The following is a 26,566-nucleotide window of genomic DNA, read 5'->3' as shown; positions in this document are numbered from 1 at the left end:
TACACGTGAGAAGTGACCCGGATCGACGGAAAATCTGGCATTCGAGGACGATGCGCGATACAGGCGCGGCCCCGCCCCTGAGCAGGGACGGGGCCGTTCCGGCCGGATGCGCGAGGCGTCAGCCGGAGGTGCCGAAGGCGATCGCCAGGTACTCCTTGTCGCCCGTGGTCGACGGCTTGTCCGCGTAGACCCCGGACATGTACAGGTGGCCCTGGCTGAAGAGGAGCTCGGAGTACTCCGGTGACATCCGGGTCTCCGCGTCCCGCACCTGCTCCGTCGACGGGTTCTCCAGCAGCTTGGTCTCCTTGAAGGAGCCGCCGTCGATGCTGACGACCTGGCCGCCCTTGTCGTACGGCGGGCGCTTGTACGCGATCACGTTGCCGCCGTCCATGCGCAGTGGCGTGATCGTGTAGCCGTCGCCCGCGTCCGCACGCTGGCCGGTCTGCTTGCCGGTGGCCAGGTCGAAGGCGACGACCTCGTTGGTCTTGCTGTAGTCCCCGGTGCCGTCGTGCTCCTCGGTCGGGATGTACAGCTTGCCGTTGCCCACCGCGAGGCCGGTGCACGACTCGATCTTCGTGATGCCGTCGCACTTGGCCGCGAACTGGTCGCCCGGCGCGGAGATCCGGGTGATCAGCTTGCCGGTCTTGTTGTCGATGGAGAAGAAGTCCGAGATGCCGCTGCCGTCGCCCGCGCTGTCGCCCACGTCCGCGGCGACCACCAGCGGGTCGGTCGACACCACGGAGGCGTACTCGATGCCCGCCGTCATCTTGTACTCCGTGATCACCTTCCCCGACTTCGGGTCGATGGTCTGGATGTGCAGCTCACGCTGGTCGTACGTGCCGCACTTGCGCACCGCGACCAGCTTCGCGCCGCCGCCGTACCCGGCGTCGTAGCAGGTGTCCGTCGGCTTCGGCGACCACAGGGACTTGCCGGAGGTGACGTCCCAGGCGGCGCCGCCGCTGGTGCTGCCCGCGGCGACGGTGCTCGCGCTGACCGTGACGTTGTCCAGACTGATGGGCCGGTCACCGGAGTTGACGGTATGGGTCCACAGCTTCGTGCCCGCGTTCAGGTCGATCGCGGAGACCTGGCTGCACCCGGCCGAGCTGTTCTTCGGCGGCATCTTGGGCTGGTAGACGATGGCCGTCTTGTTGTCCGCCGTGGTGTGCGTGCTGGCCTCGCACACCGGGCCGGGCAGCTTGATGGTCCACAGCTTGGTGCCCTTGTCGGGGTCGTAGCCGTTGATCTCGGCGACGCCGGCCTTGACGTACGCCTTGTCGGTGAGCCACGAACCGGACACGACGGTGCTGTCGTCCACCTTGGGCTCCGGGACCTGGAACAGGACCCGGGAGGCGGGGTCGGACGGCACCTTCTCGTCGCCCTTGCCGGACGCGCCGCCGGTGTCGCCCTTGGCGTCCTTGCCACCGGTGCCGCCGCTGGAGCTCGCGGTGTCGTCCTTCTTGCCGTCGCTCTTGCCCGAGCTCGCGTACCAGATGCCGCCGCCGACGATCAGCGCGATCGCGACGACCGCCGCGACGATGATGACCAGCTGCGCGTTGATCCCCTTGCGGCCGGCCGGCTGCCCGGCCTGCGGCTGGAGCGGCATGGTGCCCTGCGGGTAGCCGTAACCCGGCTGCTGGCCATAGGGGTTGGGGGTCTGTCCGTACGGGTTCGGCTGCTGAGCGGGGTAGCCGTAGCCCGGCGGCGTCTGCGGGGGCTGGGGCGGCTGCTGGCCCTGCGGCGCCTGCGGGTAGCCGTAGCCGGGCTGCTGCCCGGGCGGCGGGGGAGGCGTCTGCGGGGCCTGGGGCGGCTGCGGGGCGCCGTATCCCGGCTGCTGCGGGGCGCCGAAGCCGGGCTGCTGCGGCGGCGTGGGCGGCACCTGCGGCGGCTGCTGGGGCTTGTCCAGGGACGGCGGCGGGTCCTGCGGCGGACCGAAACCACCTTGCTGGGGCGGCTGGTTGGGCGGCGGGGGCGGGGGCTGGGTCATGACGTAAGTACCTCGGGAAGGGACGGCGGGGACGGCACGGGCGGAGGAGGAGTCACTTGCCGTAGGCGAGCATCAACTTCTCCTTCGTGTCGTCATTGCCGTTCAGCCGGGTGGTCGAGAGATAGAAGCGCCCGTCGACCCAGTCGAAGTCCTTGGAGAAGAAGCCGTTCTCGACCTGTGCGGCGCCGGAAGGGTTCTGCAGCAGCTTCACCGGCTTGTGGCCCGAACCGGCGGTCGCGATCGACACGATCTGGCCGCCCGCGTCGTACGAGGGCTGCACATAGGCGATGAGCTTGCCGCCCTCGGTCCTGATCGGCAGCATCGATTCGTCCGCCGGGGACTTCACCCGCCACTTCTCCTTGCCGGTGGCGAGGTTGACGGCGACGATCTCGTTCGCGCCGGTGGTCGCCTCGGTCGGCAGGTAGAGGGTGGTCGCGTCGGACGCCACGCCCTTGCAGCCCTGGAGGTCACGGCTGAGGATCGCCCAACCGCACTGGGGGGCGAACTTCTCGTCGAAGCCGACCTGCGACTTGAAGGTGCCGTTGGAGTTGAAGGTGGAGATGTTCCACGCCTTCTTGTCCTGGTTCGTGCTGTAGACCACCAGCGGGTCGACGGAGTACGTCCGCGCGACCGTCCAGCCCTTGTCGAACTTCTGCGTCCACTTCGCCTTGCCGGTCTTCGGGTCGAGCTCCTGCATCTCGTCGTGCTCCTTCGACCCGGTGGCGTCGCAGGAGGACACGGCGATCAGCTTGCTGCCGCCCGCGAAGGCGGTCGGGAAGCAGGCGTCGCCGTACTTCCGCTTGTCGAAGAGCTTCTTGCCGGAGTCGATGTCGTACGCCACCCCGGACTGCGAGCGGCCCACCATCAGCGTCTTGCCCGTGACGGACAGGGAGACGGTGATGGTGCTGTCGAAGAGCGCGCCGTCGGTGAGCTGGGTCTTCCAGCCCTTCGCGCCGGTGTTCAGGTCGACCTGCTGGAGCTGGTTGCACTTCGCGCGGTCGCTGGTGCCGCTCTCGTAGGCCACCACGACCTTGTCGTCGGACGACTGCTGCCGGGTGACCGCGCAGATCTTCTGCGGGAAGGTGATCGGGTCCCAAGTGGGCTTGCCGTCGCCGACGTTGTAGGCGACGAGCTCCTTGTACGCCGCCTTCACCGCAGTCTTGTCGGTGATCCACATGCCGGGGGCGTCGGCGCCCGAACCGGGCGCGTCCGGCGCCGTCTTGTACCAGAGCACCTTCGCCTCGCCGGGCTGGCGCCCGGAGTTGAGGTCCTCGGAGTCCGAGCCTCCGTCGCCGCTGCCGTCACCGGGGTTGACCGGGGCGCTGGCGCTGGGCTTCGGGTCGTCGCTCTTGTGGGCGACCGGCTTCTTGTCGTCGTCCCCGCCGCCGCTGGTCACGGCGAAGACGGTGCCGCCGATGACGGCCAGCGCCGCGACGGCCGCACCGATGGCGAGACCGGGCCTGCCCTTGAACGGGTTCTTGGAGCCGGAGCCGGGCGGCGGGGTGCCGGGCGCGCCCGGGAACTGCGGCTGCGGATAGCCGTATCCGGGCTGCTGGCCGTACGGGCCGGGCTGCTGGGGCCGGCCGTACGGACCGGGCTGACCGTAGGGACCCGCCGGCTGGCCGTAGGGGCCGGGCTGGGCGTACGGGCCCGAGGGCTGTCCGTACGGGCCCGGCTGCTGGGGCGCCTGCGGTGCCTGGGGGTAGCCGTAGCCGGGCTGGGGGGTGCCGGGCGGCGGCGACTGCGGGGGCGGTGGCGTCTGGGGCGCCCCCTGCGGTGGCGGCGGAGTCTGCGGCGCTCCGAAGCCGCCCTGCGGCTCCGGTTGCGGCGGCTGCGGCGGCTGGTTGGGCGGCTGAGTCATCAGCGCGTCTCCCCCTCGTTCACTGATTTTTAGCCACGCCCTGAGGTACGCGATGACCCAGAGTCGTACTCAGAAAGTTCTCAGACGGCTCTTTCTATCACTCACGACCGACACCGCACCGGGCCGTCCATCCCCCTGTTCCCAAGGGAGGACCGGCCCGTGACGCCGCCGTTATGCGTCTTCACGCACCCTTCACGCGTCCTCGGCCAGTTCCAGCCAGCGCAGCTCCAGTTCCTCCCGCTCGCCGGTCAAGCCCCGCAGCTGCGCGTCCAGTTCGGCCACCTTCGCGAAGTCCGTGGCGTTCTCGGCGATCTGCGCATGGAGCTTCGTCTCGCGCTCGGAGACCTTGTCGAGCTGCCGCTCGATCTTCTGCAGCTCCTTCTTGGCGGCGCGCTGGTCGGCCGCGCTCTTCTCGGGGACGGCCTTCTCCGCGACCGGCGCCGCGGCGGCGACCGCCTCCTCCATCCGCTGCCGCCGCTCCAGGTACTCGTCGATGCCGCGCGGCAGCATCCGCAGGGTGGCGTCGCCGAGCAGGGCGAACACCCGGTCGGTGGTGCGCTCGACGAAGAACCGGTCGTGGGAGATGACGATCATCGAGCCGGGCCAGCCGTCGAGGACGTCCTCGAGCTGGGTCAGGGTCTCGATGTCGAGGTCGTTGGTGGGCTCGTCGAGGAAGAGGACGTTGGGCTCGTCCATCAGCAGCCGCAGCAGCTGGAGCCTGCGCCGCTCACCGCCGGAGAGGTCCCCGACGGGCGTCCACTGCTTCTCCTTGTTGAAGCCGAACGTCTCGCACAGCTGCCCGGCCGTCATCTCCCGGCCCTTGCCGAGGTCGACGCGCTCGCGCACCTGCTGGACGGCCTCCAGGACCCGCAGTCGCGGGTCGAGCTCGGTGACCTCCTGGGAGAGGTAGGCGAGCTTGACCGTCCTGCCGACGGCGACCCGCCCGCCCGCGGGCTGTGTCTCGCCCTCGGTGCGGGCGGCCTCCGCCATGGCCCGCAGCAGGGACGTCTTGCCGGCGCCGTTGACCCCGACGAGGCCGATCCGGTCGCCGGGCCCGAGCTGCCAGGTGACGTGCTTGAGCAGCACCTTGGGCCCGGCCTGGACGGTGACGTCCTCCAGGTCGAAGACGGACTTGCCGAGCCGCGTGGAGGCGAACCGCATCAGCTCGGTGCTGTCCCGGGGCGGCGGTACGTCCTTGATGAGCTCGTTGGCCGCCTCGACCCGGAAGCGGGGCTTGGACGTACGGGCGGGGGCGCCGCGGCGCAGCCAGGCGAGCTCCTTGCGCACCAGGTTCTGCCGCTTGGTCTCCTCGGTGGCGGCGATGCGCTCGCGCTCGGCACGGGCGAAGACGTAGTCGGAGTAGCCGCCCTCGTACTCGTAGACGGCACCGCGCTGCACGTCCCACATGCGCGTGCACACCTGGTCCAGGAACCACCGGTCGTGGGTGACGCACACGAGCGCGGAGCGCCGCTCGCGCAGATGCCGGGCGAGCCAGGCGATGCCCTCGACGTCGAGGTGGTTGGTGGGCTCGTCCAGGACGAGCAGGTCCTGCTCCTCGATGAGCAGCTTGGCGAGGGCGATACGGCGCCGTTCTCCGCCGGACAGCGGCGCGATGACGGTGTCCAGGCCCTGCGGGAAACCGGGCAGGTCGAGGCCGCCGAACAGGCCGGTGAGCACGTCGCGGATCTTGGCGTTGCCCGCCCACTCGTGGTCGGCCAGGTCCCGGATGACCTCGTGGCGGACGGTCGCCTGCGGGTCGAGGGAGTCGTGCTGCGTGAGCACGCCCGCACGCAGCCCGCCGGAGTGGGTGACCCGCCCCGTGTCGGCGTCCTCCAGCTTGGCCAGCATCCGGATGAGGGTCGTCTTGCCGTCGCCGTTGCGCCCCACGACCCCGATCCGGTCGCCTTCGGAGACGCCGAGGGAGACGCCGTCGAGGAGGGCACGGGTGCCGTACACCTTGCTGACGTTCTCGACATTGACCAGATTGACGGCCATTTTTCTCCTGCCCCGGGGGTCGATCGACCTTCCAGGGTAGTCGGCGGGACGCGCCGTCCCGCACGCGCGGCCGCTCGCCGCCGTCAGCCGCCCAGCGCGGTCGCGCCCGGCGCCGGACCCGACGCCGTGCGCACCGTCCGGCAGGTGCCGGACACCGTCAGCGCCTGGGCCACCTTCGCCGCCGCCTCCTTGTCCCGGGCGAGGAACGCCGTGGTCGGACCGGAGCCCGAGACCAGCGCGGCCAGGGCACCGGCGTCGCGGCCGGCCGCGAGGGTGCCGGCAAGCTCGGGGAAGAGCGAGAGGGCGGCGGGCTGGAGGTCGTTGGAGACGGCCGCGGCGAGCGCGTCCGCATCGCCCTTCGCGAGGGCCTCGACGATCTCCTGGGAGGCGAGGGGCTCGGGGATGTCGAGCCCCTCCCCCAGCCGGTCGAACTCGCGGAAGACGGCCGGGGTGGACAGCCCGCGGCCGGCCATCGCGAAGACCCAGTGGAAGGTGCCGCCGACCTCGAGCAGGCGCAGCTTCTCGCCGCGACCGGTGCCCAGCGCCGCACCGCCGACCAGGCTGAACGGCACGTCGCTGCCCAACTCGGCGCAGATGGAGAGCAGTTCGGCCCGGGACGCGCCCGTCCGCCAGAGCGTGTCGCAGGCCAGCAGGGCGCCCGCCCCGTCCGCGCTGCCGCCCGCCATACCGCCCGCGACCGGGATGTCCTTGGCGATGTGCAGGTGCACGTTCGGCTCGATGCCGCGCCGCCCGGCGAGCGCGAGGGCCGCGCGGGCCGCCAGGTTGGTGGCGTCCAGGGGCACCTGATCGGCGTCAGGGCCCTCGCAGGTGACGCGCAGCTCGTCGGCGGGCGTCACGGTGACCTCGTCGTAGAGGCCGACCGCGAGGAAGATGTTGGCCAGGTCGTGGAAGCCGTCGGAGCGGGCGGCGCCCACCGCGAGCTGGACGTTGACCTTGGCGGGGACACGGACGGTGACGCTCACTTGTGACCCGGCTCCTTGCCTTCTGCGATGCGGGCGAACTCCTCGACGGTCAGGGCCTCTCCGCGTGCCTGCGGCGACACCCCGGCGGCGACCAGCGCCGCCTCCGCCGCCGCGGCCGAGCCGGCCCAGCCGGCGAGCGCGGCCCGCAGCGTCTTGCGCCGCTGCGCGAACGCGGCGTCGACGACGGCGAACACCTCGCGCCGCGAGGCGGTCGTCTTGAGCGGCTCGGTCCTGCGGACGAGCGAGACGAGGCCGCTGTCGACGTTCGGCGCGGGCCAGAAGACGTTGCGCCCGATGGCGCCGGCCCGCTTGACCTCGGCGTACCAGTTCGCCTTCACGGACGGGATGCCGTACACCTTCGAACCGGGCGCGGCGGCGAGGCGGTCGGCGACCTCGGACTGGACCATGACCAGGGTGCGCTCGATGCTCGGGAAGGTCTCGAGCATGTGCAGCAGGACGGGCACGGCGACGTTGTAGGGGAGGTTCGCGACCAGCGCGGTCGGGGCGGGCCCGGGCAGTTCGGTCACCTGCATCGCGTCGGAGTGCACCAGTGTGAAGCGCTCCGCACGCTCCGGCATCCGGGCCGCGACGGTGGCGGGCAGCGCCCCGGCCAGGACGTCGTCGATCTCCACGGCGACGACACGGTCGGCGGCCTCCAGCAGCGCGAGCGTCAGGGAGCCGAGTCCCGGCCCGACCTCCACCGCCACATCGTCCGGCCCAACGTCCGCGGTGCGCACGATCCGCCGGACCGTGTTGGCGTCGATCACGAAGTTCTGGCCGCGTTGCTTGGTCGGCCGGACACCGAGGGCCGCCGCGAGTTCACGGACGTCGGCGGGGCCCAGGAGGGCGTCGGGGGCGGGGCTGGTGCTCACGGCGACAAGGGTACGGGGCGGCGCAGGACCGCCGCTCACCCGTGCAGCCGGGCCCCGCAGTGCGGCCAGGGGTTCGCACCGCGGCGCACGTACAGCTTCTTGGCGCGCAGCGTCTGCTCCTGCTCCGAGGCGTCCTGCGGCCGGCCGCTGCCGCCGAGGCCGCGCCAGGTCCGGGAGTCGAGCTGGTACAGGCCGCCGTACGTGCCCGAGGGGTCCACGGCGTTGGGCCTCCCGCCGGACTCGCACGTCGCGAGACCGTGCCAGTCCAGGCCGTCGGCGCCGTGCACGGAGGTCGGCATGGGCCTGGTGCCCACCTTCACGACCTCGGGCCGCGGCTCGCGCACCAGCTCCGCGCCCGTCCTGCGGAGCTTCTGCTTCACGCCGTTGACGGTGCGCAGGGAGTACGTGACGCGCCGCAGCCCCGGCTGCCCCGCCCGCTCGACGACCTCCGTGCCCTTGAACAGCGAGGAGTCCTCCGTGCGCTGCACCTTGTACGGGATCGCCTCCTCGCGGACCTCCTTGGTGCCCTTGATCCGCAGCACGGTGACGGTCTGCCCGTCGCGCGGGAAGCTGTCCGCCGGGACGGACGTGGTGTCCTGGCCGTGCAGGGTGATCCCGGCCTCCTCGACGACCTCCCGCACGGTCGCCGCGTTGGTGCGGACCGTGCGGGCGCGGCCGTCGGCCATGACCGTCACGGAGCGCTCGGTGCGCACGTCGAGGGCGAGCCCGTGGCGCCCGATGGGCAGGGAGCGCGAGCTGGACAGGTACGCGCCCTCCGCCCGCACCCCGAACTGCTCCAGCGCCTCCTGCACCGTGTGCGCCGTCGTCCACACCTCGTGCCGGTGGCCGTCGAGCGTGAGCCGCACGGGCCGGCCGTAGTGCACGGAGACCTCGTCACCGCTGGCGAGCTCGGTGCCGGGGGCGGGCGCGACCACGTCGTGCGCCCCCAGCTCGACGCTCTGCTGCGCGAGCAGCTCGGTCACGTCGTCCGCGAAGGTGTGCAGGGTGCGCGGCTTGCCGTCGACGGTCAGCTCGACCGCCTTGTCCTGGGCGACGAACGCGGTGGTGCCGCCGGCCAGGAAGGCGACGACCAGCGCCTGGGGCAGCAGCCGGCGCACCGTGCCCTCCGAACGCTCGCCGTAGCGCGGCTTGCGCCGGCGCGCACCCCGGCGACCCGTTCCGGCCCGCGCGGCGGCCCCGGGCACGTCCTCGCCCGCCGCGCCGCCCAGCTGCCGCGGAAGCGCCGCCGTGGTCACCTCGGCGGGGGGCTCGGGCGCCTGGTAGGCGGGCCGGTAGGTGTCGTCGTACGCGCCGGGCATCCCGTACGTCAGCGTCTGCGCGCTGTGCACGTCGAATCCGCCGTACTCCGGCGGCCGGTACGCGGGGTCGGGCTCGTGCGCCTCGAACGTCCCGTACGCCTCGTACGTCTCGTACTGCGACTTGCTCACGCCGACACGCTCCAGGGGGCCGAGGGGTCCATAAGGGTCCGGATCGGGCCACCAGAACCTAGCGGAGCCGGTATCACTCTCCAAAGCGGCGCAACTACACAGGGTCGCGACGGGGCCCGAGATGACGGCCCGCCGGTGTTATCGGAGGGTTATGAACCATCCACCCTCAGTAGCCGAAGGCGCGGGCCGTGTTCGCCGCGAGGGCTGTCGCCAGCGCGTCCTCGCCGATGCCGCGCACGGCCGCCATGGCACGCACCGTGACCGGAATGAGATACGGGGCGTTGGGCCGTCCGCGGTACGGCGCCGGTGTCAGGAAGGGTGCGTCGGTCTCCACCAGGACCAGCTCCAGGGGCGCCACGGACAGCGCGTCCCGCAGATTCTGGGCGTTCTTGAAGGTGACGTTGCCGGCGAAGGACATGAAGTACCCGGCACGGGCGCACACTTCGGCCATCTCGGCGTCGCCGGAGTAGCAGTGGAACACCGTCCGCTCGGGCGCGCCCTCCTCCTTGAGGACGCGCAGCACGTCGGCGTGGGCGTCGCGGTCGTGGATGACCAGGGCCTTGCCGTGCCGCTTGGCGATCTCGATGTGGGCGCGGAAGGAGGCCTCCTGCGCCTCCTTGCCCTCGGGCCCGGTGCGGAAGTGGTCGAGGCCGGTCTCGCCGACGCCCTTGACCTGCGCAAGCGCGGCCAGGCGCTCGATCTCGGCGAGCGCCTCCTCGAGCGCCGCCGTCCCACCCGGCTCGCGCGCCTCCTGCCGGGACCAGCCGTCGGGGTCGCCGTGCACGATGCGGGGCGCCTCGTTGGGGTGCAGGGCGACGGTCGCGTGGACGCGATCGTACGACCCCGCCGTCTCGGCCGCCCACTGCGAGCCCCGCACGTCGCAGCCCACCTGCACGACCGTCGTCACGCCCACCGAGGCGGCCTTCGCGAGCCCTTCCTGCACGGTGCCGGACTGCATGTCGAGATGGGTGTGGGAGTCGGCGACGGCCACCCGGAGGGGTTCCGGGAGAGGCGGCGCAGCGTTCTTCTCACGGGGGCCGGAACTGTTCGAAGGCATGCCCCGATCCTACGAAAGGGGCATGCACGTCCGGCCGCCGGAGCCGTCAGTCCGTCTTGCGCTGGAAGGGGTGCAGGAGATCGGACAGGTGCCAGTGATGGTGCTGCTCGGGCGCGGGGGGCTCGGCGGTCGCCATGGCACCGACCTCGGACTTCGGGACCTCAGGCTTCGGGGCGTCGGCCGGCCGGGGCTGCGGCGTGCGGTGGTACTGCCTCAGCTCCGCGTCGCGTGCCGACGAGACCTGTCCGGCCCGCATGATCCGCACGCTGTGGCCGTCGCAGTTGGAGCAGGCCGGCTTGGACAGCGGAGACGGGACGACCTGGCCGCCCGCCACGTACATCACGAACTCGTGGCCGTCGGCGTCCTTGTGGTGTTCTATCTCGTACGACTGCTCCCAGCCGTGCCCGCAGCGCATGCACGCGAAGGAATACGACTCGTGCACGACCGCGGTCGCCGTGCCGCGGAGGCCGGACTGCCCTGCCATCTCACTCATGCCAGCTCCTCTTGTCCGCTGGACACAGGGACGGGTGCGTCCCTTCGACCAGTGGACGCTTCTACCGGCGCGAATGCATCAGGCCTGTCGACTGTTGGAGCCGATTTGGACTTTCCTTGCCATACCGGCCTCGATCACGGGGCCTGCGCTTTGCCTTCCACGATAGTCCTTTGCATGCGCGTGGGGCGCGCGCTCAGCGGAGATGCGCCCAGCTCAGAGGCGTCCCGAGGCGCCTCACGAGCCACCCTGGGCAGCGGCGTTCTTCGCAGCCACAACCGCGTCGAACACGGCCCGCTTGGGCAGTCCGGCGTCGGCGGCGACGGCCGCGATCGCCTCCTTGCGGCGTTCCCCCGCCTCCTCACGCACACGCACCCGGCGCACCAGCTCGGCGGCGTCGAGCTCCTCCGGCCCCTTCTCGGGCGCCCCCTCGACGACCACGGTGATCTCGCCGCGCACCCCCTCGGCCGCCCAGGCCGCCAGCTCGGCCAGGCCGCCCCGCCTGACCTCCTCGTACGTCTTGGTCAGCTCCCGGCAGACGGCGGCCCGCCGCTCGGCCCCGAACACCTCGGCCATCGCGGCGAGGGTGTCGTCGAGCCGGTGCGGGGCCTCGAAGTAGACGAGCGTGCGCCGCTCCCCGGCCACCTCCCGCAGCCGGGTCAGCCGCTCGCCCGCCTTGCGCGGCAGGAACCCCTCGAAGCAGAACCGGTCGACGGGCAGCCCGGACAGCGCGAGCGCGGTGAGCACGGCGGACGGGCCGGGGACGGCGGTGACCCGGACGTCCTTCTCGACGGCGGCGGCGACCAGCCGGTAGCCGGGGTCCGACACCGAGGGCATACCGGCGTCCGTGACGAGCAGCACGCGCGCGCCGTTCACGAGCTCCTCGACCAGCTCGGGCGTACGGGCCGACTCGTTGCCCTCGAAGTACGACACGATCCGCCCCTTGGGCGTGACCCCCAGGGCCTGCGTCAGCCGCTTCAGCCGCCGCGTGTCCTCCGCCGCGACCACGTCGGCCCCGGCCAGCTCCTCGGCCAGCCGGGGCGGTGCGTCCGCGACGTCGCCGATGGGGGTGCCCGCCAAGACAAGGGTTCCAGTCACGCCCCCATCCTCCCAGGGCCCGGCCGGGGCGGACGCCCACCGCCTTTGCGCAGAACTCCTCGACCGGACGCATACCTGCCCGTTACCACCCATGCACGGGACTCACACAGCACGGTTCCCTACGATGGCGCGGTGACCAGTACCGCGTCCTCCCCGGACACCCGGCAAGGCCAGGCCCCGCAAGACCAGCGGCCGTCGTGGCAGCAGCGGCTGCGCCGTTTCGGATACACGGCGGGGCCCAGAAGCGACGTACGGGAGCGTCTGGTGCCGCCGTACGTCCGGCCGAACCCGCGGCTGTGGCAGGTCCTCGGGGTGCCGACGGCGCTCGCCGGGCGGATCGCGCGCTGGTCGGGCTGGGGCGGTCCGCTGCTGGTCACGCTGATGGCGGGCGTCATGCGGTTCTGGCACCTGGGCAGCCCGAAGGCGGTGATATTCGACGAGACGTACTACGCCAAGGACGCCTGGGCGCTCGTCCACCGCGGCTTCGAGGTCAACTGGGACAAGAACGCCAACGACCTGATCCTCCAGACGCACGGGCACGTGAAGATCCCGACCGACGCCGCGTACGTGGTGCATCCGCCGGTCGGCAAGTACGTCATCGGACTCGGCGAACTGATCTTCGGCTTCGACCCGTTCGGCTGGCGGTTCATGACCGCGCTGCTCGGCACGCTGTCGGTGCTGATGCTGTGCCGCATCGGGCGCCGCATCTTCCGCTCCACCTTCCTCGGCTGCCTGGCGGGCGCGCTGATGGCGGTGGACGGGCTGGCCTTCGTCATGGCCCGCACCTCGCTGCTCGACGGCGTGCTGATGTTCTTCGTGCTGGCCGCGTTCGGCTGCCTGGTCATCGACCGCGACAGGTCACGGGAGAAACTCGCCGCGGCGCTGCCGGTCGACGAGGACGGGCGCATCCGCCCGGACGCGCACACGGCGGAGACGACCCGCCTCGGCCGGCGTCCCTGGCGCTGGACGGCCGGCCTGCTGCTCGGTCTCGCCATCGGCACCAAGTGGAACGGCCTGTACATCCTGGCCGCCTTCTGCGTGATGGCGGTCCTGTGGGACGTCGGCTCGCGCAAGGTGGCCGGCGCGCGGCACCCGTACGGCGCGGTCCTCATGCGGGACACGGGCATCACGGCCCTGGCCATGGTGCCGGTCGCGATCGCCACCTACCTGCTCTCCTGGATCGGCTGGATCCTCTCGCCCACGGACGGCTCCGGCGGCTACTTCCGCAACTGGGCCGCCACCGACGGCAAGGGCGGCATGTGGACCTGGCTGTTCCCGGACTGGTGGCGCAGCCTGTGGCACTACGAGCACGAGGTCTACAAGTTCCACGTCGGCCTCTCCTCGCCCCACACGTACATGTCCAACCCGTGGAGCTGGCTCGTCGACGGCCGCCCGGTCTCGTACTTCTACGAGTCGCCCTCGCCCGGCACGGACGGCTGCCCCGCGAACGCGGGCGGCAAGTGCGCCCGCGAGGTCCTGGCGATCGGCACGCCGCTGCTGTGGTGGGTGGCCTGCTTCGCGGTCCTGTACGTCCTGTGGCGCTGGTTCTTCCGCCGCGACTGGCGCGCGGGCGCGATCGCCTGCGGCATCGCGGCCGGCTACCTCCCCTGGTTCATGTACCAGGAGCGGACGATCTTCTTCTTCTACGCCGTCGTCTTCGTCCCGTTCCTGTGCCTCGCGGTGGCGATGCTCCTCGGCGCGATCATCGGCCCACCGGGCTCCAGCGACACCCGCCGGGTGGCGGGAGCGACGGGCGCGGGCGTCCTGGTCCTGCTGATCGCCTGGAACTTCATCTATTTCTGGCCCCTGTACACGGGCACGGCGATCCCGATCGACGAGTGGCGCTCGCGGATGTGGCTGGACACGTGGGTGTAGCAGCCACGTTCGGCTGACATATGGCAGGAATGCGGTCAAAAAACGTCACTTCACAGCTTATGTAATTTCAACACCCCCGCCCTCAATACCGTCTACTCCTCTTTCGGAGAAACAGGGGGAGTGACGCATGTCGTATTCACGCGACATCACCGACGTGCATGTCAGCAAAGGCGCGCTGTGGATCGGGTCGGACACCTATCCGCTGCGCAACATCGCACGCACCTCGATGCGGGAACTGGTGCCCAATCGCGCCGCGGCCCGGTCGAGGTTCGTCAAGGGCGTGATCGTCCAGGCGGTGGTGCTGCTCTTCGGTCTCGGGCTGATGGGGGCGTCGGGGCTGGTCGGCACGGTGATCGTCCTCGTCGCGGCCGGCCTCGCGGTCCGCGGGTGGCTGGAGCTGCAGAAGGTGCTGAACGCGCCAACGCTGTACGTCCTGCAGATCACCACGTCCGGGACACCGCAGACCGCGCTGACCAGCGACGACAAGAAGCTGATGGATCAGCTCTTCCACCAGCTCATGGAGGCGATGGACAACCCGGAGGTCCAGTTCCACTACCAGATGCCGACCTACAACATCACCGGCGACGGCATCTACCAGTTCGGCGACCACAACATCGGCAAGGTGAGCACATGAGCGGCGACTCGGTGATGCAGTGGGGGGACCACAACATCGGCATCGTCAAGAGCGAGGGCGCCATCTCACCGCAGGCCGCACTGGAGCAACTGGTCGGCGCGGCACTGCAGTTGCGGGAACGGGTCTCCGCGAGCGAGTGCGCGGTCATCGACAGCTCCGTGGAGGCGCTCCGCGCGGGCGGCGACCAGGACCCGGGCCGGCTGCGGCGGGCCCTCGCCTCCATCGCCGGGGTCGCCGCCCTGGTCGGCGATGTGGGCGTCCCCGTCGTCGGCGCGGCGAACCGGCTGATGGAGGCGGCCGGACTCAGGTAAGCGCTAACAATCGGGGAACACCCGCCCCATTCGCCACCCCCAGCGCGTAATGTGCCGGTGCGGGATTCTTCTTGAACATGTTCAGAAAGAATCCCGCACACCACTGGGGAACGGGGAGGGGGCCCTTTCATGGGCAAGGGGGTAAAAACCGCCGTCATCGGCAGCGTTTTCGCCGTGATGGTGGGTGGAGCCGGTTACGGCGCCTACAACATCGTGTCCGCACTGAACAGCGACACCGGGGGGCCGGGCGCGAGCGGGAGGTCCGTGAAGACCGGGCCGCCGAGCGGCGACGAGATCAAGGAGACGTCCAAGAAGTTCTTCGCGGCCTGGGAGAAGGGGCAGGCCGCCGAGGCAGCGACGTACACCAACAACGACGCGGCGGCCCAGCCGCTGCTGACCGCCTACGGCGAGGACGCGCACATCACCGGCGTCAGGATCACGCCGGGCACCTCGCAGGGCGCGACCGTACCTTTCACGGTCAAGGCAACGGTGTCGTACGACGGCAAGTCGAAGCCCCTGACGTACAAGAGCGAGCTCACGGTGGTGCGCGGGCAGACCACGGGCCGGGCCCTGGTCGACTGGCAGCCGTCCGTCGTCCACCCGCAGCTGCAGAAGGGCGACACCCTGGTCACGGGCGAGTCGGCGAACCCCGAGATCGAGGCGGTGGACCGCAACGGCGCCGTCCTGACCAAGGACAAGTACCCCTCGCTCGGCCCGATCCTGGACGAACTGCGCACCAAGTACGGCGACGACGCGGGCGGCACCCCCGGCGTCGAACTCGCCATCCGGCACGACGCCGAGGGCTCGGCCGACACCACGCTGGTGACGCTGGCCAAGGGCAGGCCGGGCAAGCTGCGCACCACGCTCAGCGCGAACGCGCAGGCGGCGGCCGAGCAGGCGGTGAAGAAGTACACCGAGTCCTCCGTGGTGGCGGTCAAGCCGAGCACCGGCGAGGTGCTCGCGGTCGCCAACCACCGTGACGACGGCTTCAACGCGGCCTTCCTGGGCAAGCTGGCCCCGGGCTCCACGATGAAGATCCTCAGCGCGGCCACGCTCATCGACAACGGCATCACCAGCATGAACGGCCCGGCCCCCTGCCCGAACGAGGCGGTGTGGCGGAGCCAGACCTTCCACAACCTCACGGGCATGGCCCCGAACGAGAAGGCCACCCTCGCCGACAGCTTCTCCCGCTCGTGCAACACGGCCTTCGTGAAGTACGCGGACGAGGTCAAGGTGGACTCCCTCACCAAGGAGGCCGAGAACCGCTTCGGACTGGGCCAGGACAACTGGAAGACCGGCATCCCGTCCTTCGACGGCTCGGTCCCGGCCTCCGGAGGCCCGGACACGGCGGCCAACATGATCGGCCAGGGCCAGGTCCAGATGAGCCCGCTGAACATGGCGTCGGTCACGGCGACCGCGATGACGGGCCGCTTCCACCAGCCGGTCATCGTCTCCCCGAAGCTCGACGACCGTGAGATCGCCACCGCCCAGGGCCTGTCCGCGGGAACGGTGGCCCAGCTGCGCGCGATGATGAACCGCACCGCCACCAGCGGCACCGCGGCCGGCGTGATGGCGGGCCTCGGCGGCAGCATCGGCGCGAAGACCGGCTCGGCCGAGGTCGACGGGCAGTCGAAGTCCAACAGCTGGTTCACGGGTTACCGCGACGACGTCGCGGCCGCGGCCATGACCCAGGACGGCGGTCACGGCGTCGACGCGGCGGGTCCGATTGTCGCAGCTGTGCTACGGAGTGGCGGCTGAAGTCACCCGTTGAGGACGGGACTCTAGGCTGTTGCCGTCGTTGGATGGATGGGGGCTGAGCCAGGGCCCTGAGAGGACCCTGGGGATCTTGCGGAGGATCGGAAGCAGTGGGTAACAGAAGGCGCGTCGAAGAGCGACGGAAGACCAAGCCCGCCGTGATCGGCGCAGTGATCGCCGTGGTCGTCGTCGGCGTGGGCGCGGGCGCCTACGCGCTGACCGGCGGCTCGGCGGCCGACGACGGGTCGACGACGTCCTCGTCCGCCGACGACAAGCCCAAGGTCAAGACCGGGCCGCTGTCGGCCCAGGAGGTCCGGTCGGCGTCCACGACGTTCCTCACGGCCTGGCAGACGGGCAAGGTGAGCCGGGCCGCCGCCGTCACCAGCGACCCGGCGGCGGCCACCGGCCTCCTCACCGGCTACCTCACGAGCGCGCACATCAAGGACGTCACGCTCACCGCCGGTACCCGAACCGGCGACAAGGTCCCCTTCTCCGTCAAGGGCACGGTCTCCTACAAGGGCACCGACAAGCCGCTGGCGTACCAGAGTTCGCTGACGGTCGTGCGGGACAAGGCGACCGGCAAGCCGCAGGTCGACTGGCACTCCGCCGTCGTCCACCCCGACCTCAAGGACGGGGACACCCTGGTCACCGGCGAGTCCGGCACCCCGCCGGTCAAGGCCTACGACCGTGACGGCGGCGAGCTGACGACGGCCAAGTACGCCTCGCTGGGCCCGGTGCTGGACGGACTGCGCGAGAAGTACGGCAAGATCGCCGGCGGCAAGGCGGGCGTCGAGCTGCGCGTCGTGCGCGGCAAGGAGTCCGACAAGGCCAAGCTCTCCGACAAGACACTGCTGACGCTGAGCGAGGGCACGCCGGGCAAGGTCAGGACGACGCTCAGCCCGACGCTCGAGGCGGCGGCCGAGCAGCAGGTCGCCCAGAAGCCGAAGTCGTCGGTCGTCGTCATGCGTCCCTCGACGGGCGAGATCCTGGCCGTGGCGAACAACAGCCACAGCTTCAACGTCGCCTTCCAGGGGTCGCTGGCGCCCGGCTCCACGATGAAGGTCGTGACGTCGACGATGCTCTTCGAGAAGGACCTCGTCCACCCGGACGACTCGCACCCCTGCCCCAAGACGTACAAGCTCGCGGGCTGGACGTTCCACAACGACGACGACTCGGAGATCAAGGAGGGCACGTTCAAGCTGGCCTTCGGGGCCTCCTGCAACAACGCCTTCATCAACTTCGCGCCGAAGCTGTCCGACAGCGACCTCACCAAGGAGGCCCAGCAGGTCTACGGCCTCGGGCTCAACAACTGGGCCATCGGCGTCCCGTCCTTCGACGGCTCGGTCCCGGTGATGAGCGGCGCGCAGATGGGCGCCTCGCTGATCGGCCAGGGCGGGGTGCGCATGAACCCGCTGAACATGGCGTCGGTGTCGTCGACGGTGTCCTCCGGCGGCTTCCACCAGCCGTACCTGGTCGCCCCGTCGGTGGACAACCGCACGCTGGCGAAGGCATCGCGCACGATGTCGTCGAAGACGCAGGCCGAGCTGAAGGACGTCATGTCCTACACGGCCCGCTACGGCACGGCCGCCAAGGCGATGTCGGGTCTGGGCTCGGGCTGCGGAGCCAAGACGGGTTCGGCCGAGGTCGACGGCCAGAAGAAGCCCAACGGCTGGTTCACCGCCTACTGCGGCGACCTCGCCGCGTCGGGCGTCGTCCAGGCGGGCGGCCACGGCGGCGACACGGCGGGCCCGATCGTGGCGGCACTGCTGAAGATGGGCGGCTGATCAGCGGGTGACCGGCGCCGTGGCCATGTAGGTGCGGCGCAGGAACCGCAGCAGCGCCTTGCTCTCGAACTGCACCACCGACACGCCCTGCGCCGAGTGGAGTTCGACCACCGCCTGCACCCGCCCGCACGGCCAGACGCGGACGTCCCCGGCTCCGACCGGGGCGCGCAGGCCCTGCTCGAGGAGCGAGCGGGAGAAGGTCCACTCAGGCGTCCCGGGGAGGCCGACCCGTACCGAGCGCGGGTCGGCATCAGGGTCGTAGCGCAGGACGACGGGGATGGTCTCGTCGTCGGGTATGACCGCGTCCGTGACGATGTGGGCTCGTGCGTACTGTTCGACTACAGACATCGTGACGGCCCTCTCACGCTGCGTGACCTGTGTGGAAGCTGTCCGTCCACCCTTTCCTAATGTCCCATATTTTCCCGATCACGCTTCCCGGCGGCGGCGTATCTCACAGGCGCCCGCGCACGATGCACGAGCTCCTCGCTCTTGCAATTGGTTCGCAATAAGCATCTATCATCGAACGGTGCATGTGCCTGACGGATTCATCAACGCTCCCATCTCCGCCGTGACCGGGGTCGCCGCCGCCGGCGCGATCGCCGTGAGCCTGCGCGGCGCGCGCCGTGAACTCGACGAGCGGACGGCGCCGTTGGCCGGGCTCGTGGCGGCGTTCATCTTCGCCGTGCAGATGCTGAACTTCCCCGTCGCGGCGGGGACCAGCGGCCATCTGCTCGGTGGTGCGCTCGCGGCGATCCTCGTCGGTCCGTACACGGGCGTGCTGTGCGTCTCGGTGGTCCTGCTGATGCAGGGCATCCTCTTCGCGGACGGCGGCCTGACCGCGCTCGGCGTGAACATCACGGACATGGCGATCGTCACCACGGTGGTCGGATACGCCGTCTTCCGCGGCCTGGTGAAGGTGCTTCCCCGCACCCGCCGCTCGGTGACCGTGGCGTCCTTCGCCGCCGCGCTGCTCTCCGTGCCGGCCGCCGCCGTGACCTTCACGTTCATCTACGCGATCGGCGGCACCACCGACATCGCCATCGGCAAGGTCGCCACCGCGATGATCGGCGTGCACGTCCTGATCGGTATCGGCGAGGCGGCCATCACGGCCCTCACCGTGGGCGCCGTCGTCGCCGTACGCCCCGACCTGGTGTACGGCGCGCGCGGGCTGCAGCAGCGGCTCAAGCTGCGGGTGAACGGCGAGCTGGTCGACGCGCCCGCCGCGGCGGCACCCGTCGCGGCCCGCACCTCCCGCCGCAGGCTGTGGATCACCGGACTGGTGACCTCCCTGGTCCTCGCGGGCTTCGTCAGCTTCTACGCCTCCGCCAACCCCGACGGCCTGGAGAAGGTCGCCCGCGACAAGGGCATCGACAAGACGGCGGGCAAGCACGCGTCCTCGGACTCCCCGCTCGCCGACTACGGGGTCAAGGACGTCGAGAACGCCCGCCTGTCCGGGGGGCTGGCGGGCGTGATCGGCGTCGGCGTGACCGTCGTCGCGGGCAGCGGAGTGTTCTGGGCGGTGCGCAGGCGCCGGAGCACGGACGTGTCGCCCACGGCCGTGGAGAACGTCTGACGTGGGCGCCGGACACGCGCACCGGCTCTACCGGCACGGGCACTCGCCCGTGCACGCCCTGCCGCCGCACACCAAGCTGGCCGCGGCCTTCGCCTTCGTGGTGGTCGTGGTGTCGACACCGCGCGAGGCGATGTGGGCGTTCGCGCTGTACGCCGTGCTGCTGGGCACCGTCGCACACCTCGCGCGGGTGCCCGCCGGCTTCCTGCTCAAGCGGCTGCTGATCGAGGTGCCGTTCGTCGCGTTCGCCGTCCTGATGCCGTTCGTCGCCGAGGGCGAGCACGTCGACGTCCTCGGCCTGTCCCTGAGCGTGAACGGCCTGTGGGGCGCGTGGAACGTACTGGCCAAGGGCACCCTGGGCGTCGCCGCGTCGGTGCTGCTGGCCGCCACCACGGAACTGCGCGAACTCCTGCTGGGACTCCAGCGGCTGAAGCTCCCGCCGCTGCTGGTGCAGATCGCGTCCTTCATGATCCGCTACGGCGACGTCATCACCGACGAGATACGGCGGATGCGGATCGCGCGGGAGTCGCGCGGGTTCGAGGCACGCGGCGTGCGCCACTGGGGCGTGCTCGCGAAGTCGGCCGGCGCCCTGTTCATCCGCTCCTACGAGCGCGGAGAGCGTGTGCACCTCGCCATGGTCAGCCGTGGATACGCCGGTTCGATGCCGGTGATCGACGAGGTGACCGCGTCCCGGGCGCAGTGGTCGTACGCACTCGCCCTCCCCTTCGCCGCCCTCGTCGTCTGCCTGCTGGGATGGACCCTGTGAGTACTCCTTCGCTCGAGGTCTCCGGCCTCGCCTTCGCCTACCCCGACGGTCATCAGGCTTTGTTCGGCGTGGACTTCTGCGTGGAGCGCGGTGAACGCGTCGCGCTGCTCGGCCCGAACGGCGCCGGCAAGACGACCCTGGTGCTGCACCTCAACGGCATCCTCACGGGCGGCGCGGGCACGGTGCGGGTCGCCGGACTGCCCGTCGGCAAGCGGCACATGGCTCAGATCCGGCGCCGGGTCGGCATCGTCTTCCAGGACCCGGACGACCAGCTGTTCATGCCGACGGTCCGCGAGGACGTGGCGTTCGGTCCCGCGGCGGCCGGGCTGAAGGGCCCCGAACTGGAGGAGCGGGTCGACCGGGCGCTCGCGCAGGTCGGCATGGCCGAGTTCAAGGACCGGCCCCCGCACCACCTCTCCTTCGGACAGCGGCGCCGGGTGGCGGTGGCGACCGTGCTCGCCATGGAGCCGGAGATCCTCGTCCTGGACGAGCCCTCCTCCAACCTCGACCCGGCCTCCCGCCGCGAACTGGCCGACATCCTGCGCTCGCTGGACGTCACCGTCCTCATGGTCACGCACGACCTGCCGTACGCCCTGGAGCTGTGCTCCCGCGCCCTGATCCTGAGCGAGGGCGTGATCGCGGCGGACGGGAAGACCGGCGAGCTCCTCTCCGACGAGGATCTGATGCGCGCCCACCGCCTGGAGCTGCCGTTCGGCTTCGATCCGCGCTCCGTGACCATGGGCGCGTGACGGGCAGCACTGACGAGCCCGGGGAATCGCAGGCTTCGTGCGGGCGTTGCTCCCACAGTCGCAGGTGAACCGGAGGGAAGTACGCGTGGACGTGAACGGTGCGGTGGCCGAGGGCTTCGAGCCGGTCCGGAAGGCGTTCGCCCGCAACTTCGAGACGCTGGGCGACCGGGGCGCTGCCGTCGCCGTCTACCGCGACGGGCACAAGGTCGTCGACCTGTGGGCCGGCACGAAGAACATCGACGACACCGCCGGCGCCGACGGGACGCAGCCGTGGGAGCACGGCACCGCCCAGATCGTGCGCTCGGCGACCAAGGGCGTCGCCGCCGCCGTACTCCTGCTGCTCCAGCAGCGCGGAGAGCTGGACCTGGACGCACCGGTCGGCGCGTACTGGCCGGAGTTCAAGGCGGCGGGCAAGGAGCGGACGCGGGTGTGGCACCTCCTCGCGCACCGCGCCGGCGTCCCCGCGCTCGACCGTCCGCTGACTCCCGCCGAGGCCGCCGACCCCGTACTCGGCGCCGAGGCCGTCGCGGCGCAGGCACCGGCGTGGGAGCCCGGCACGGATCACGGGTACCACGCGCAGACGTACAGCTGGCTGACGGGCGAGCTGGTGCGGCGGGTCACCGGCCGCGGGATCGGCGAGTGGATCGCGGACGAGATCGCCGGACCGGCCGGCGCGGACCTGTGGCTGGGACTGCCCGCGGCCGAGGCGTCGCGAGCCGGCCGGGTGGGCAAGCTCCAGCCGCCCGCGGACCCGCACGGCCTGAAGACCCGCCCCAGGCGCGCGGTCGCCGAGGCCTACGCGGACCCGTCGTCCCTCACCTGCCGGGCCTTCGCCGCGATCACCCCGATGCCCGACGAGAACGACCCCGCCTACCGCGCCGCCGCCCTGCCCGCCTCCAACGGCATCGCCACGGCGGCGGGCCTGGCCCGTTTCTACGCGTCCCTGATCGGCGAAGTCGACGGCGGAACAAGACTGTTCACCCCGGAGACGGTCGAGCTGGCCCGCGGCGAACGCAGCGCCGGACCGGACCGCGTGCTCGTCGTGCCCACCCGGTTCGGCCTCGGCTACATGCTGCACGGGGCTGCGTCCCCCTTGCTCTCCCCCGCCTCCTTCGGCCACCCGGGCCGCGGCGGCGCCCTGGGCTTCGCCGACCCCGCCTCGGGCATCGCCTTCGGCTATGTCACCAACGGCTTCCGCAAGAGCGTGACGGCGGACCCGCGGGCGCAGGCGCTGGTGCGCGCGGTGCGGGACGCGATATCGGCCTGAGCCGGCCGGTACGGGCGCGGCTCAGACGTTGATCGAGTGCGAGGTCCGCCCCGACGCCGAGTCGATCTCCCCGTGCGCCTTGGTCAGCAGCTGCATGGCGAGTTCGTTGAGCGCCCGTGCGCCCGCGATCTCCTCGCCCACCCGCGGCTGATGGGAATCGGAGTTGTGCCGGCTCGCGTGACCGTGGGCCCGTACCTCGCTCCCGTCGGACAGGCGCACCATCGCGACCGCCCGCGTGTGCGTCTCGTCCTCCTGGAATTCCAGCTCGACATGCCATCCCACTGTGGTGTGCATCATGACGATCACCTCCGGAAGTCCTGTTACCAGGGTGCTCCTCGGCGGGCCGCGGCGCCTACCCGGCGTGCAGCATCAGCCCGATCCCGGCGACCAGCAGCCCCGCCGCCGCGATCCTCGGCGCCCCGAACCGCTCCTTGAAGAAGACGGCGCCGATCGCCGCGCCGACGATGATCGAGGACTCGCGCAGGGCCGCGATCGGTGCCAGTTCGGCCCTGGTCTGGGCCCACAGGACGAGTCCGTACGCGAGCACGGACAGGGCGGCGCCGAGCAGGCCGAGGCCCGCGAACGGCCGGAGCAGCACGGTGAATTGGCCTCGCCACCGGTACAGGGCGTAGGCCGGGAGCGCGATCCCCTCCACCGCCATCAGCCAGGCGATGTAGCCGAGGGAGGAGCCGGAGGCGCGTACGCCCAGGCCGTCCACCACCGTGTAGCCGGCGATGGTCAGGCCGGTGGCGAGGGCCGCGCCGACCGCCGCCCAGTTCGGCCGGCGTCCGCGCAGTCCCCACAGGGCCACGCCGGTCAGCCCGGCGCAGGAGAAGGCGATCCCCGCGGCCGCCCAGCCGTCCGGCACCTCGTGGGCGAACAGGGCGGCGAGAAGCGTGACCACGAGCGGCGCGGTGCCGCGCGCGATCGGGTACGCCTGCCCGAAGTCACCGAGCCGGAAGGACCTCATGAGCAGGACGTAGTACGCGACGTGGATGAGGGCGGAGGCGCCTAGATACGGCCAGGCGCCGGACGCCGGGAACGCCACGAACGGCACCATCACCAGCCCGATGAGCATGCCGCCGCCGGCGATCAGCGTGAACCCGACCAGCTTGTCGGTGATCTGATGGGCGATCGCGTTCCAGCTGGCGTGCGTGACCGCCGCGAACAGGACGGCGGTGGCGACCAGCGGGGTCACGAGGTGCGCTCACGCACGTCCACGAGGGCGGCACCGGCGTGGGCGACCAGGTCCTTGGGCTCCATGGGGAACACCGCGTGCGGGTTTCCGGCGGCGGCCCACACCACGTCGTGCTCCAGCAGCGAACGGTCCGCGAGGACCCGTGTCTTCGTACGGTGCCCGAAGGGCGGTACGCCGCCGATCGCGTACCCGGTCGTCTCCCGGACGACCTCCGCCTTGGCCCGCGTCACCTTCTGCGCTCCGAGTTCCTCGCGCACCCGCTCGAGGTCCACCCGTGAGGCCCCGTCCATCAGCACCAGCACGGGGACCCCGTCCGCGGCGAAGATCAGCGACTTGCAGATCTCGCTCAGCTCGCAGCCGACGGCGGCGGCGGCCTCCACGGCCGTGCGCGTCGCGTCCGGGAAGCGCCGGATCCGGTCGTGCAGCTCGTCGAGCCCCAGCTCGTGCAGAGCGGCGGCGAAACGGGGGTGGGCTCCGGAACTGTCAAAGGCATCGACGCTCGTCATGCACCGCACGCTAGCGGTCGGTGTACGGGACAGGCGACCGGGTTACGGCCGCCCGCCCCGTACCCCGGGGAGCCTCAGGCCCCCACCAGCGCCCGGTCCTCGTCGGGATCCGTATCCTTCGGCGAGCCCTGGGTACGCAGGCCCTCGCCCTCCACGTCCACGTTGGGCAGGGCGCGGTCCAGCCACTTCGGCAGCCACCAGGCCCGCTTGCCGAGCAGGGCCAGGACCGCCGGGACGATGGCCATGCGGACGACGAAGGCGTCGAAGAAGACGGCGATCGCGAGGCCGAAGCCGATCATCTTGATCATGGACTCGCTGGAGCCGATGAAGCCGGCGAAGACCGCCATCATGATCACCGCCGCGGCGGTGACCACCCGCGCACCGTGCTTGAAGCCGGTGACGACGGCCTGGCCCGGCCGCTCACCGTGGACGTAGGCCTCCCGCATCCGGGTCACCAGGAAGACCTCGTAGTCCATCGCGAGGCCGAAGACCACGCCGACCATGAAGATCGGCATCATCGACATGACCGGGCCGGTCTCCTCCACGCCCAGCAGGCCGGACAGCCAGCCCCACTGGAAGACGGCCACGACCGCGCCCAGGGCCGCCATCACGGACAGCAGGAAGCCGAGGGCCGCCTTCAGCGGGACCAGAATCGAGCGGAAGACGACGATCAGCAGGAGGAAGGCCAGGCCGACCACCAGCACCAGGTACGGGATCAGCGCGTCGTTCAGCTTCTGCGAGACGTCGATGTTCATCGCCGTCGAGCCGGTGACCAGCACCGTCGCGTCCGTGCCGGCCTTGATCTCCGTGCCCGCGTCACGGATGGAGTGGACCAGGTCCTCGGTCGTCGCCGACGACGGCTTGGAGCTCGGGATCACCGTGATCGTCGCGGTGTCGCCGGCCTTGTTGTACGTCGCCGGAGTGACCGTCACGACGTCCTTGAGGCCCTTGATGTCGTGGGTGACCTTGTCGACCGCGGCCTTGGGGCTGTCGCTGTCCCGCGCGTCGACCACGACCATCAACGGGCCGTTGAAGCCGGGTCCGAAGCCCTCGGACAGCAGGTCGTAGGCGCGGCGCTGCGTCGTGGACGTCGGCTGCGAACCGTCGTCCGGCAGGCCCAGTTCGAGCGAGGACGCCGGGACCGCCGCCGCGCCCAGACCGATCACGCCGAGCAGGAGAACCGCGACCGGACGGCGTACCACGAAGCTCGCCCAGCGCGTGCCCATGTTCGGCCTGCCCTCGGCCGCCTTCTTCGCCGCGCGCCGGCCGCCGAGCAGCTTGCTCTTCTCGCCGGCCGGCTTCACCTTCCGGCCCGCGTACCCGAGCAGCGCCGGGATCATGGTCAGCGCGATCAGCACCGCGATCGCCACCGTACCCGCGGCGGCGACGCCCATCTTGGTCAGCATCGGGATGTTGACGACGGACAGTCCGACCAGCGCGATCAGGACCGTCAGGCCCGCGAAGACGACCGCCGAGCCGGCCGTGCCGACGGCCCGGCCGGCCGCCTCCTCCCGCGCACGGCCCTCGGCGAGCTCGGCGCGGTAGCGGGAGACGATGAACAGGGCGTAGTCGATGCCGACCGCGAGGCCGATCATCATGGCCAGGGTGGAGGTGGTCGAGCCGAGGTCCAGCGCCTTCGCCAGCGCCGTGATCGTCGAGACGCCGATGCCCACGCCGATGAGCGCCGTCAGCAACGGCAGCCCGGCCGCTATCAGCGAGCCGAAGGTGATGACGAGGACGACGGCGGCGATCGCGATGCCGATGACCTCGGTGGCGCCGGTCTCGGGTGTCGTCTGGAGCGCGTCGCCGCCGATCTCGACGGTCAGCCCGGCGGACCGCGCGTCCTTCCCGGCCTGCTCGAGGGCGTCGCGTGAGGCGTCCTTCAGCTCCATGCCGGAGACCTTGTACTTCACCGACGTATAGGCGATCGTGCCGTCCTTGCTGACGGCGTTCGCCTTGTAGGGGTCGGCGACGGAGACCACCTCGGAGCCGTCGGACAGCTCCTTCACCGTCTTCTCGACGGCGGCCTTGTTGCCGGCGTCGGTCATCTTCTCGCCCACGGGCGCCTTGAAGACGACGCGTCCGGTCGCGCCGTCGGCGCTCATCCCGGGGAAGCGCTGTTCCAGCAGGTCGAAGGCCTTCTGGGCCTCCGTGCCCGGAATGGAGAAGGAGGAGGAGCCCGCAGCGGGGGCGCTGGCGGCGCCGACGCCCGCGAGCGTCAGCAGCGCCACCCAGAACAGGGCGACGAAGTGCCGTCGCCTGAAGGCGAACCGGCCGAGTTTGTAGAGGAACGTGGCCACGAGGGCGTACTCCGGTCAGGTCGTGGGGTCGATCAGGGCAGGGGTGATCAGCCCGGCGGGGAG

23 protein-coding genes are annotated in these 26,566 nt (G+C 71.1%); 9 read left to right on the top strand and 14 right to left on the bottom strand.

Going from position 1 to position 26,566, the window contains the following annotated elements; translation table 11 throughout:
* Positions 1–118 precede the first annotated feature (118 nt).
* The 9 genes from ACGFYN_RS27415 to rsmI all read right to left on the bottom strand — a co-directional run bounded on the left by ACGFYN_RS27415 (position 119) and on the right by rsmI (position 11,788).
* Positions 119–1,984 (bottom strand): PQQ-binding-like beta-propeller repeat protein, encoded by a 1,866-nt coding sequence (locus ACGFYN_RS27415; protein WP_393868533.1) that lies wholly within the window; start codon positions 1,982–1,984, stop codon positions 119–121.
* A gap of 52 nt (positions 1,985–2,036) precedes the next feature.
* Positions 2,037–3,845: a PQQ-binding-like beta-propeller repeat protein gene (locus ACGFYN_RS27410; RefSeq protein WP_393868532.1), complete on the bottom strand. Its 1,809-nt coding sequence runs from the start codon at positions 3,843–3,845 to the stop codon at positions 2,037–2,039.
* 192 nt (positions 3,846–4,037) lie between these two features.
* Entirely contained in the window at positions 4,038–5,840 is a 1,803-nt protein-coding gene (locus tag ACGFYN_RS27405; protein ID WP_393868531.1) for an ABC-F family ATP-binding cassette domain-containing protein, read from the bottom strand.
* Between the two features lie 83 nt (positions 5,841–5,923).
* Complete coding sequence (locus tag ACGFYN_RS27400) at positions 5,924–6,823, bottom strand: 4-(cytidine 5'-diphospho)-2-C-methyl-D-erythritol kinase (RefSeq protein WP_393868530.1); 900 nt, start codon at positions 6,821–6,823, stop codon at positions 5,924–5,926.
* Positions 6,820–7,695, bottom strand: a complete 876-nt coding sequence (gene rsmA, locus ACGFYN_RS27395) for a 16S rRNA (adenine(1518)-N(6)/adenine(1519)-N(6))-dimethyltransferase RsmA (protein ID WP_393868529.1) — start codon at positions 7,693–7,695, stop codon at positions 6,820–6,822. The genes ACGFYN_RS27400 and rsmA overlap by 4 nt, the downstream gene beginning before the upstream one ends.
* 35 nt (positions 7,696–7,730) lie before the next feature.
* Positions 7,731–9,143 (bottom strand): ubiquitin-like domain-containing protein, encoded by a 1,413-nt coding sequence (locus tag ACGFYN_RS27390; protein ID WP_393868528.1) that lies wholly within the window; start codon positions 9,141–9,143, stop codon positions 7,731–7,733.
* Between the two features lie 166 nt (positions 9,144–9,309).
* Entirely contained in the window at positions 9,310–10,200 is an 891-nt protein-coding gene (locus tag ACGFYN_RS27385; protein WP_393868527.1) for a TatD family hydrolase, read from the bottom strand.
* A 46-nt stretch (positions 10,201–10,246) separates the two neighbouring features.
* On the bottom strand, positions 10,247–10,693 hold the full coding sequence (locus ACGFYN_RS27380; protein WP_393868526.1) for a hypothetical protein: 447 nt from the start codon (positions 10,691–10,693) through the stop codon (positions 10,247–10,249).
* Positions 10,694–10,927: 234 nt separating this feature from the next.
* Positions 10,928–11,788 carry a 16S rRNA (cytidine(1402)-2'-O)-methyltransferase gene (rsmI, locus tag ACGFYN_RS27375; RefSeq protein ID WP_393868525.1) on the bottom strand — a complete coding sequence of 287 codons (861 nt, stop codon included), beginning with the start codon at positions 11,786–11,788 and terminating at the stop codon, positions 10,928–10,930.
* Positions 11,789–11,920: 132 nt separating this feature from the next.
* Between rsmI and ACGFYN_RS27370 the strand changes: the two genes are divergently transcribed.
* From ACGFYN_RS27370 to ACGFYN_RS27350, 5 genes are all read left to right on the top strand, one after another.
* Positions 11,921–13,663, top strand: a complete 1,743-nt coding sequence (locus ACGFYN_RS27370) for a dolichyl-phosphate-mannose--protein mannosyltransferase (protein WP_393868524.1) — start codon at positions 11,921–11,923, stop codon at positions 13,661–13,663.
* A 127-nt stretch (positions 13,664–13,790) separates the two neighbouring features.
* Complete coding sequence (locus ACGFYN_RS27365) at positions 13,791–14,297, top strand: DUF6232 family protein (protein WP_393868523.1); 507 nt, start codon at positions 13,791–13,793, stop codon at positions 14,295–14,297.
* Positions 14,294–14,608, top strand: a complete 315-nt coding sequence (locus tag ACGFYN_RS27360) for a hypothetical protein (protein WP_393868522.1) — start codon at positions 14,294–14,296, stop codon at positions 14,606–14,608. Before ACGFYN_RS27365 ends, ACGFYN_RS27360 begins: the two co-directional genes overlap by 4 nt.
* Positions 14,609–14,737: 129 nt before the next feature.
* Entirely contained in the window at positions 14,738–16,366 is a 1,629-nt protein-coding gene (locus tag ACGFYN_RS27355; protein ID WP_393868521.1) for a penicillin-binding transpeptidase domain-containing protein, read from the top strand.
* Between the two features lie 107 nt (positions 16,367–16,473).
* Positions 16,474–18,147, top strand: a complete 1,674-nt coding sequence (locus tag ACGFYN_RS27350) for a penicillin-binding transpeptidase domain-containing protein (RefSeq protein WP_393868520.1) — start codon at positions 16,474–16,476, stop codon at positions 18,145–18,147.
* Here ACGFYN_RS27350 and ACGFYN_RS27345 read toward each other — a convergent pair whose 3' ends face one another.
* The gene (locus ACGFYN_RS27345; RefSeq protein WP_393868519.1) at positions 18,148–18,495 is read right to left on the bottom strand and encodes an SsgA family sporulation/cell division regulator; all 348 of its coding nucleotides are present in this window, start codon (positions 18,493–18,495) and stop codon (positions 18,148–18,150) included. It abuts the gene before it with no gap.
* A 178-nt stretch (positions 18,496–18,673) separates the two neighbouring features.
* Here ACGFYN_RS27345 and ACGFYN_RS27340 point away from each other — a divergent pair, with 178 nt between their 5' ends.
* The 4 genes from ACGFYN_RS27340 (at position 18,674) to ACGFYN_RS27325 (ending at position 22,499) form a co-directional block, all read left to right on the top strand.
* Positions 18,674–19,720, top strand: coding sequence for an energy-coupling factor ABC transporter permease (locus ACGFYN_RS27340; RefSeq protein ID WP_393868518.1), 1,047 nt, complete (start codon positions 18,674–18,676; stop codon positions 19,718–19,720).
* Position 19,721: 1 nt separating this feature from the next.
* A complete protein-coding gene (gene cbiQ / locus ACGFYN_RS27335; RefSeq protein WP_393868517.1) occupies positions 19,722–20,483 on the top strand; it encodes a cobalt ECF transporter T component CbiQ in 762 nt (253 codons plus the stop codon).
* Positions 20,471–21,232, top strand: coding sequence for an energy-coupling factor ABC transporter ATP-binding protein (locus ACGFYN_RS27330; RefSeq protein ID WP_393868516.1), 762 nt, complete (start codon positions 20,471–20,473; stop codon positions 21,230–21,232). The genes cbiQ and ACGFYN_RS27330 overlap by 13 nt, the downstream gene beginning before the upstream one ends.
* Positions 21,233–21,317: 85 nt before the next feature.
* Positions 21,318–22,499 carry a serine hydrolase domain-containing protein gene (locus tag ACGFYN_RS27325; protein ID WP_393868515.1) on the top strand — a complete coding sequence of 394 codons (1,182 nt, stop codon included), beginning with the start codon at positions 21,318–21,320 and terminating at the stop codon, positions 22,497–22,499.
* 21 nt (positions 22,500–22,520) lie between these two features.
* Here the strand turns inward: ACGFYN_RS27325 and ACGFYN_RS27320 are convergent, their stop codons facing one another.
* The 4 genes from ACGFYN_RS27320 to ACGFYN_RS27305 all read right to left on the bottom strand — a co-directional run bounded on the left by ACGFYN_RS27320 (position 22,521) and on the right by ACGFYN_RS27305 (position 26,503).
* A complete protein-coding gene (locus ACGFYN_RS27320) occupies positions 22,521–22,796 on the bottom strand; it encodes a DUF1876 domain-containing protein (RefSeq protein ID WP_393868514.1) in 276 nt (91 codons plus the stop codon).
* Positions 22,797–22,851: 55 nt separating this feature from the next.
* Positions 22,852–23,697 carry an EamA family transporter gene (locus ACGFYN_RS27315; RefSeq protein WP_393868513.1) on the bottom strand — a complete coding sequence of 282 codons (846 nt, stop codon included), beginning with the start codon at positions 23,695–23,697 and terminating at the stop codon, positions 22,852–22,854.
* Positions 23,694–24,203 (bottom strand): YbaK/EbsC family protein, encoded by a 510-nt coding sequence (locus ACGFYN_RS27310; RefSeq protein ID WP_393868512.1) that lies wholly within the window; start codon positions 24,201–24,203, stop codon positions 23,694–23,696. The genes ACGFYN_RS27315 and ACGFYN_RS27310 overlap by 4 nt, the downstream gene beginning before the upstream one ends.
* A gap of 74 nt (positions 24,204–24,277) precedes the next feature.
* Positions 24,278–26,503 carry an MMPL family transporter gene (locus ACGFYN_RS27305; protein ID WP_393868511.1) on the bottom strand — a complete coding sequence of 742 codons (2,226 nt, stop codon included), beginning with the start codon at positions 26,501–26,503 and terminating at the stop codon, positions 24,278–24,280.
* Positions 26,504–26,566: the final 63 nt, after the last annotated feature.

The organism is Streptomyces sp. NPDC048419, assembly GCF_043200415.1.
Lineage (GTDB): Bacteria > Actinomycetota > Actinomycetes > Streptomycetales > Streptomycetaceae > Streptomyces.
This window is presented reverse-complemented; position numbering and strand designations above follow the sequence as displayed.

Coding starts and splice junctions, on each gene's coding strand:
- ACGFYN_RS27415 (WP_393868533.1), bottom strand. CDS start 1,984: ATGACCCAGCCCCCGCCCCCGCCGCCCAACCAGCCGCCCCAGCAAGGT.
- ACGFYN_RS27410 (WP_393868532.1), bottom strand. CDS start 3,845: ATGACTCAGCCGCCCAACCAGCCGCCGCAGCCGCCGCAACCGGAGCCG.
- ACGFYN_RS27405 (WP_393868531.1), bottom strand. CDS start 5,840: ATGGCCGTCAATCTGGTCAATGTCGAGAACGTCAGCAAGGTGTACGGC.
- ACGFYN_RS27385 (WP_393868527.1), bottom strand. CDS start 10,200: ATGCCTTCGAACAGTTCCGGCCCCCGTGAGAAGAACGCTGCGCCGCCT.
- ACGFYN_RS27380 (WP_393868526.1), bottom strand. CDS start 10,693: ATGAGTGAGATGGCAGGGCAGTCCGGCCTCCGCGGCACGGCGACCGCG.
- ACGFYN_RS27365 (WP_393868523.1), top strand. CDS start 13,791: ATGTCGTATTCACGCGACATCACCGACGTGCATGTCAGCAAAGGCGCG.
- ACGFYN_RS27360 (WP_393868522.1), top strand. CDS start 14,294: ATGAGCGGCGACTCGGTGATGCAGTGGGGGGACCACAACATCGGCATC.
- ACGFYN_RS27355 (WP_393868521.1), top strand. CDS start 14,738: ATGGGCAAGGGGGTAAAAACCGCCGTCATCGGCAGCGTTTTCGCCGTG.
- ACGFYN_RS27345 (WP_393868519.1), bottom strand. CDS start 18,495: ATGTCTGTAGTCGAACAGTACGCACGAGCCCACATCGTCACGGACGCG.
- ACGFYN_RS27330 (WP_393868516.1), top strand. CDS start 20,471: ATGGACCCTGTGAGTACTCCTTCGCTCGAGGTCTCCGGCCTCGCCTTC.
- ACGFYN_RS27320 (WP_393868514.1), bottom strand. CDS start 22,796: ATGATGCACACCACAGTGGGATGGCATGTCGAGCTGGAATTCCAGGAG.
- ACGFYN_RS27310 (WP_393868512.1), bottom strand. CDS start 24,203: ATGACGAGCGTCGATGCCTTTGACAGTTCCGGAGCCCACCCCCGTTTC.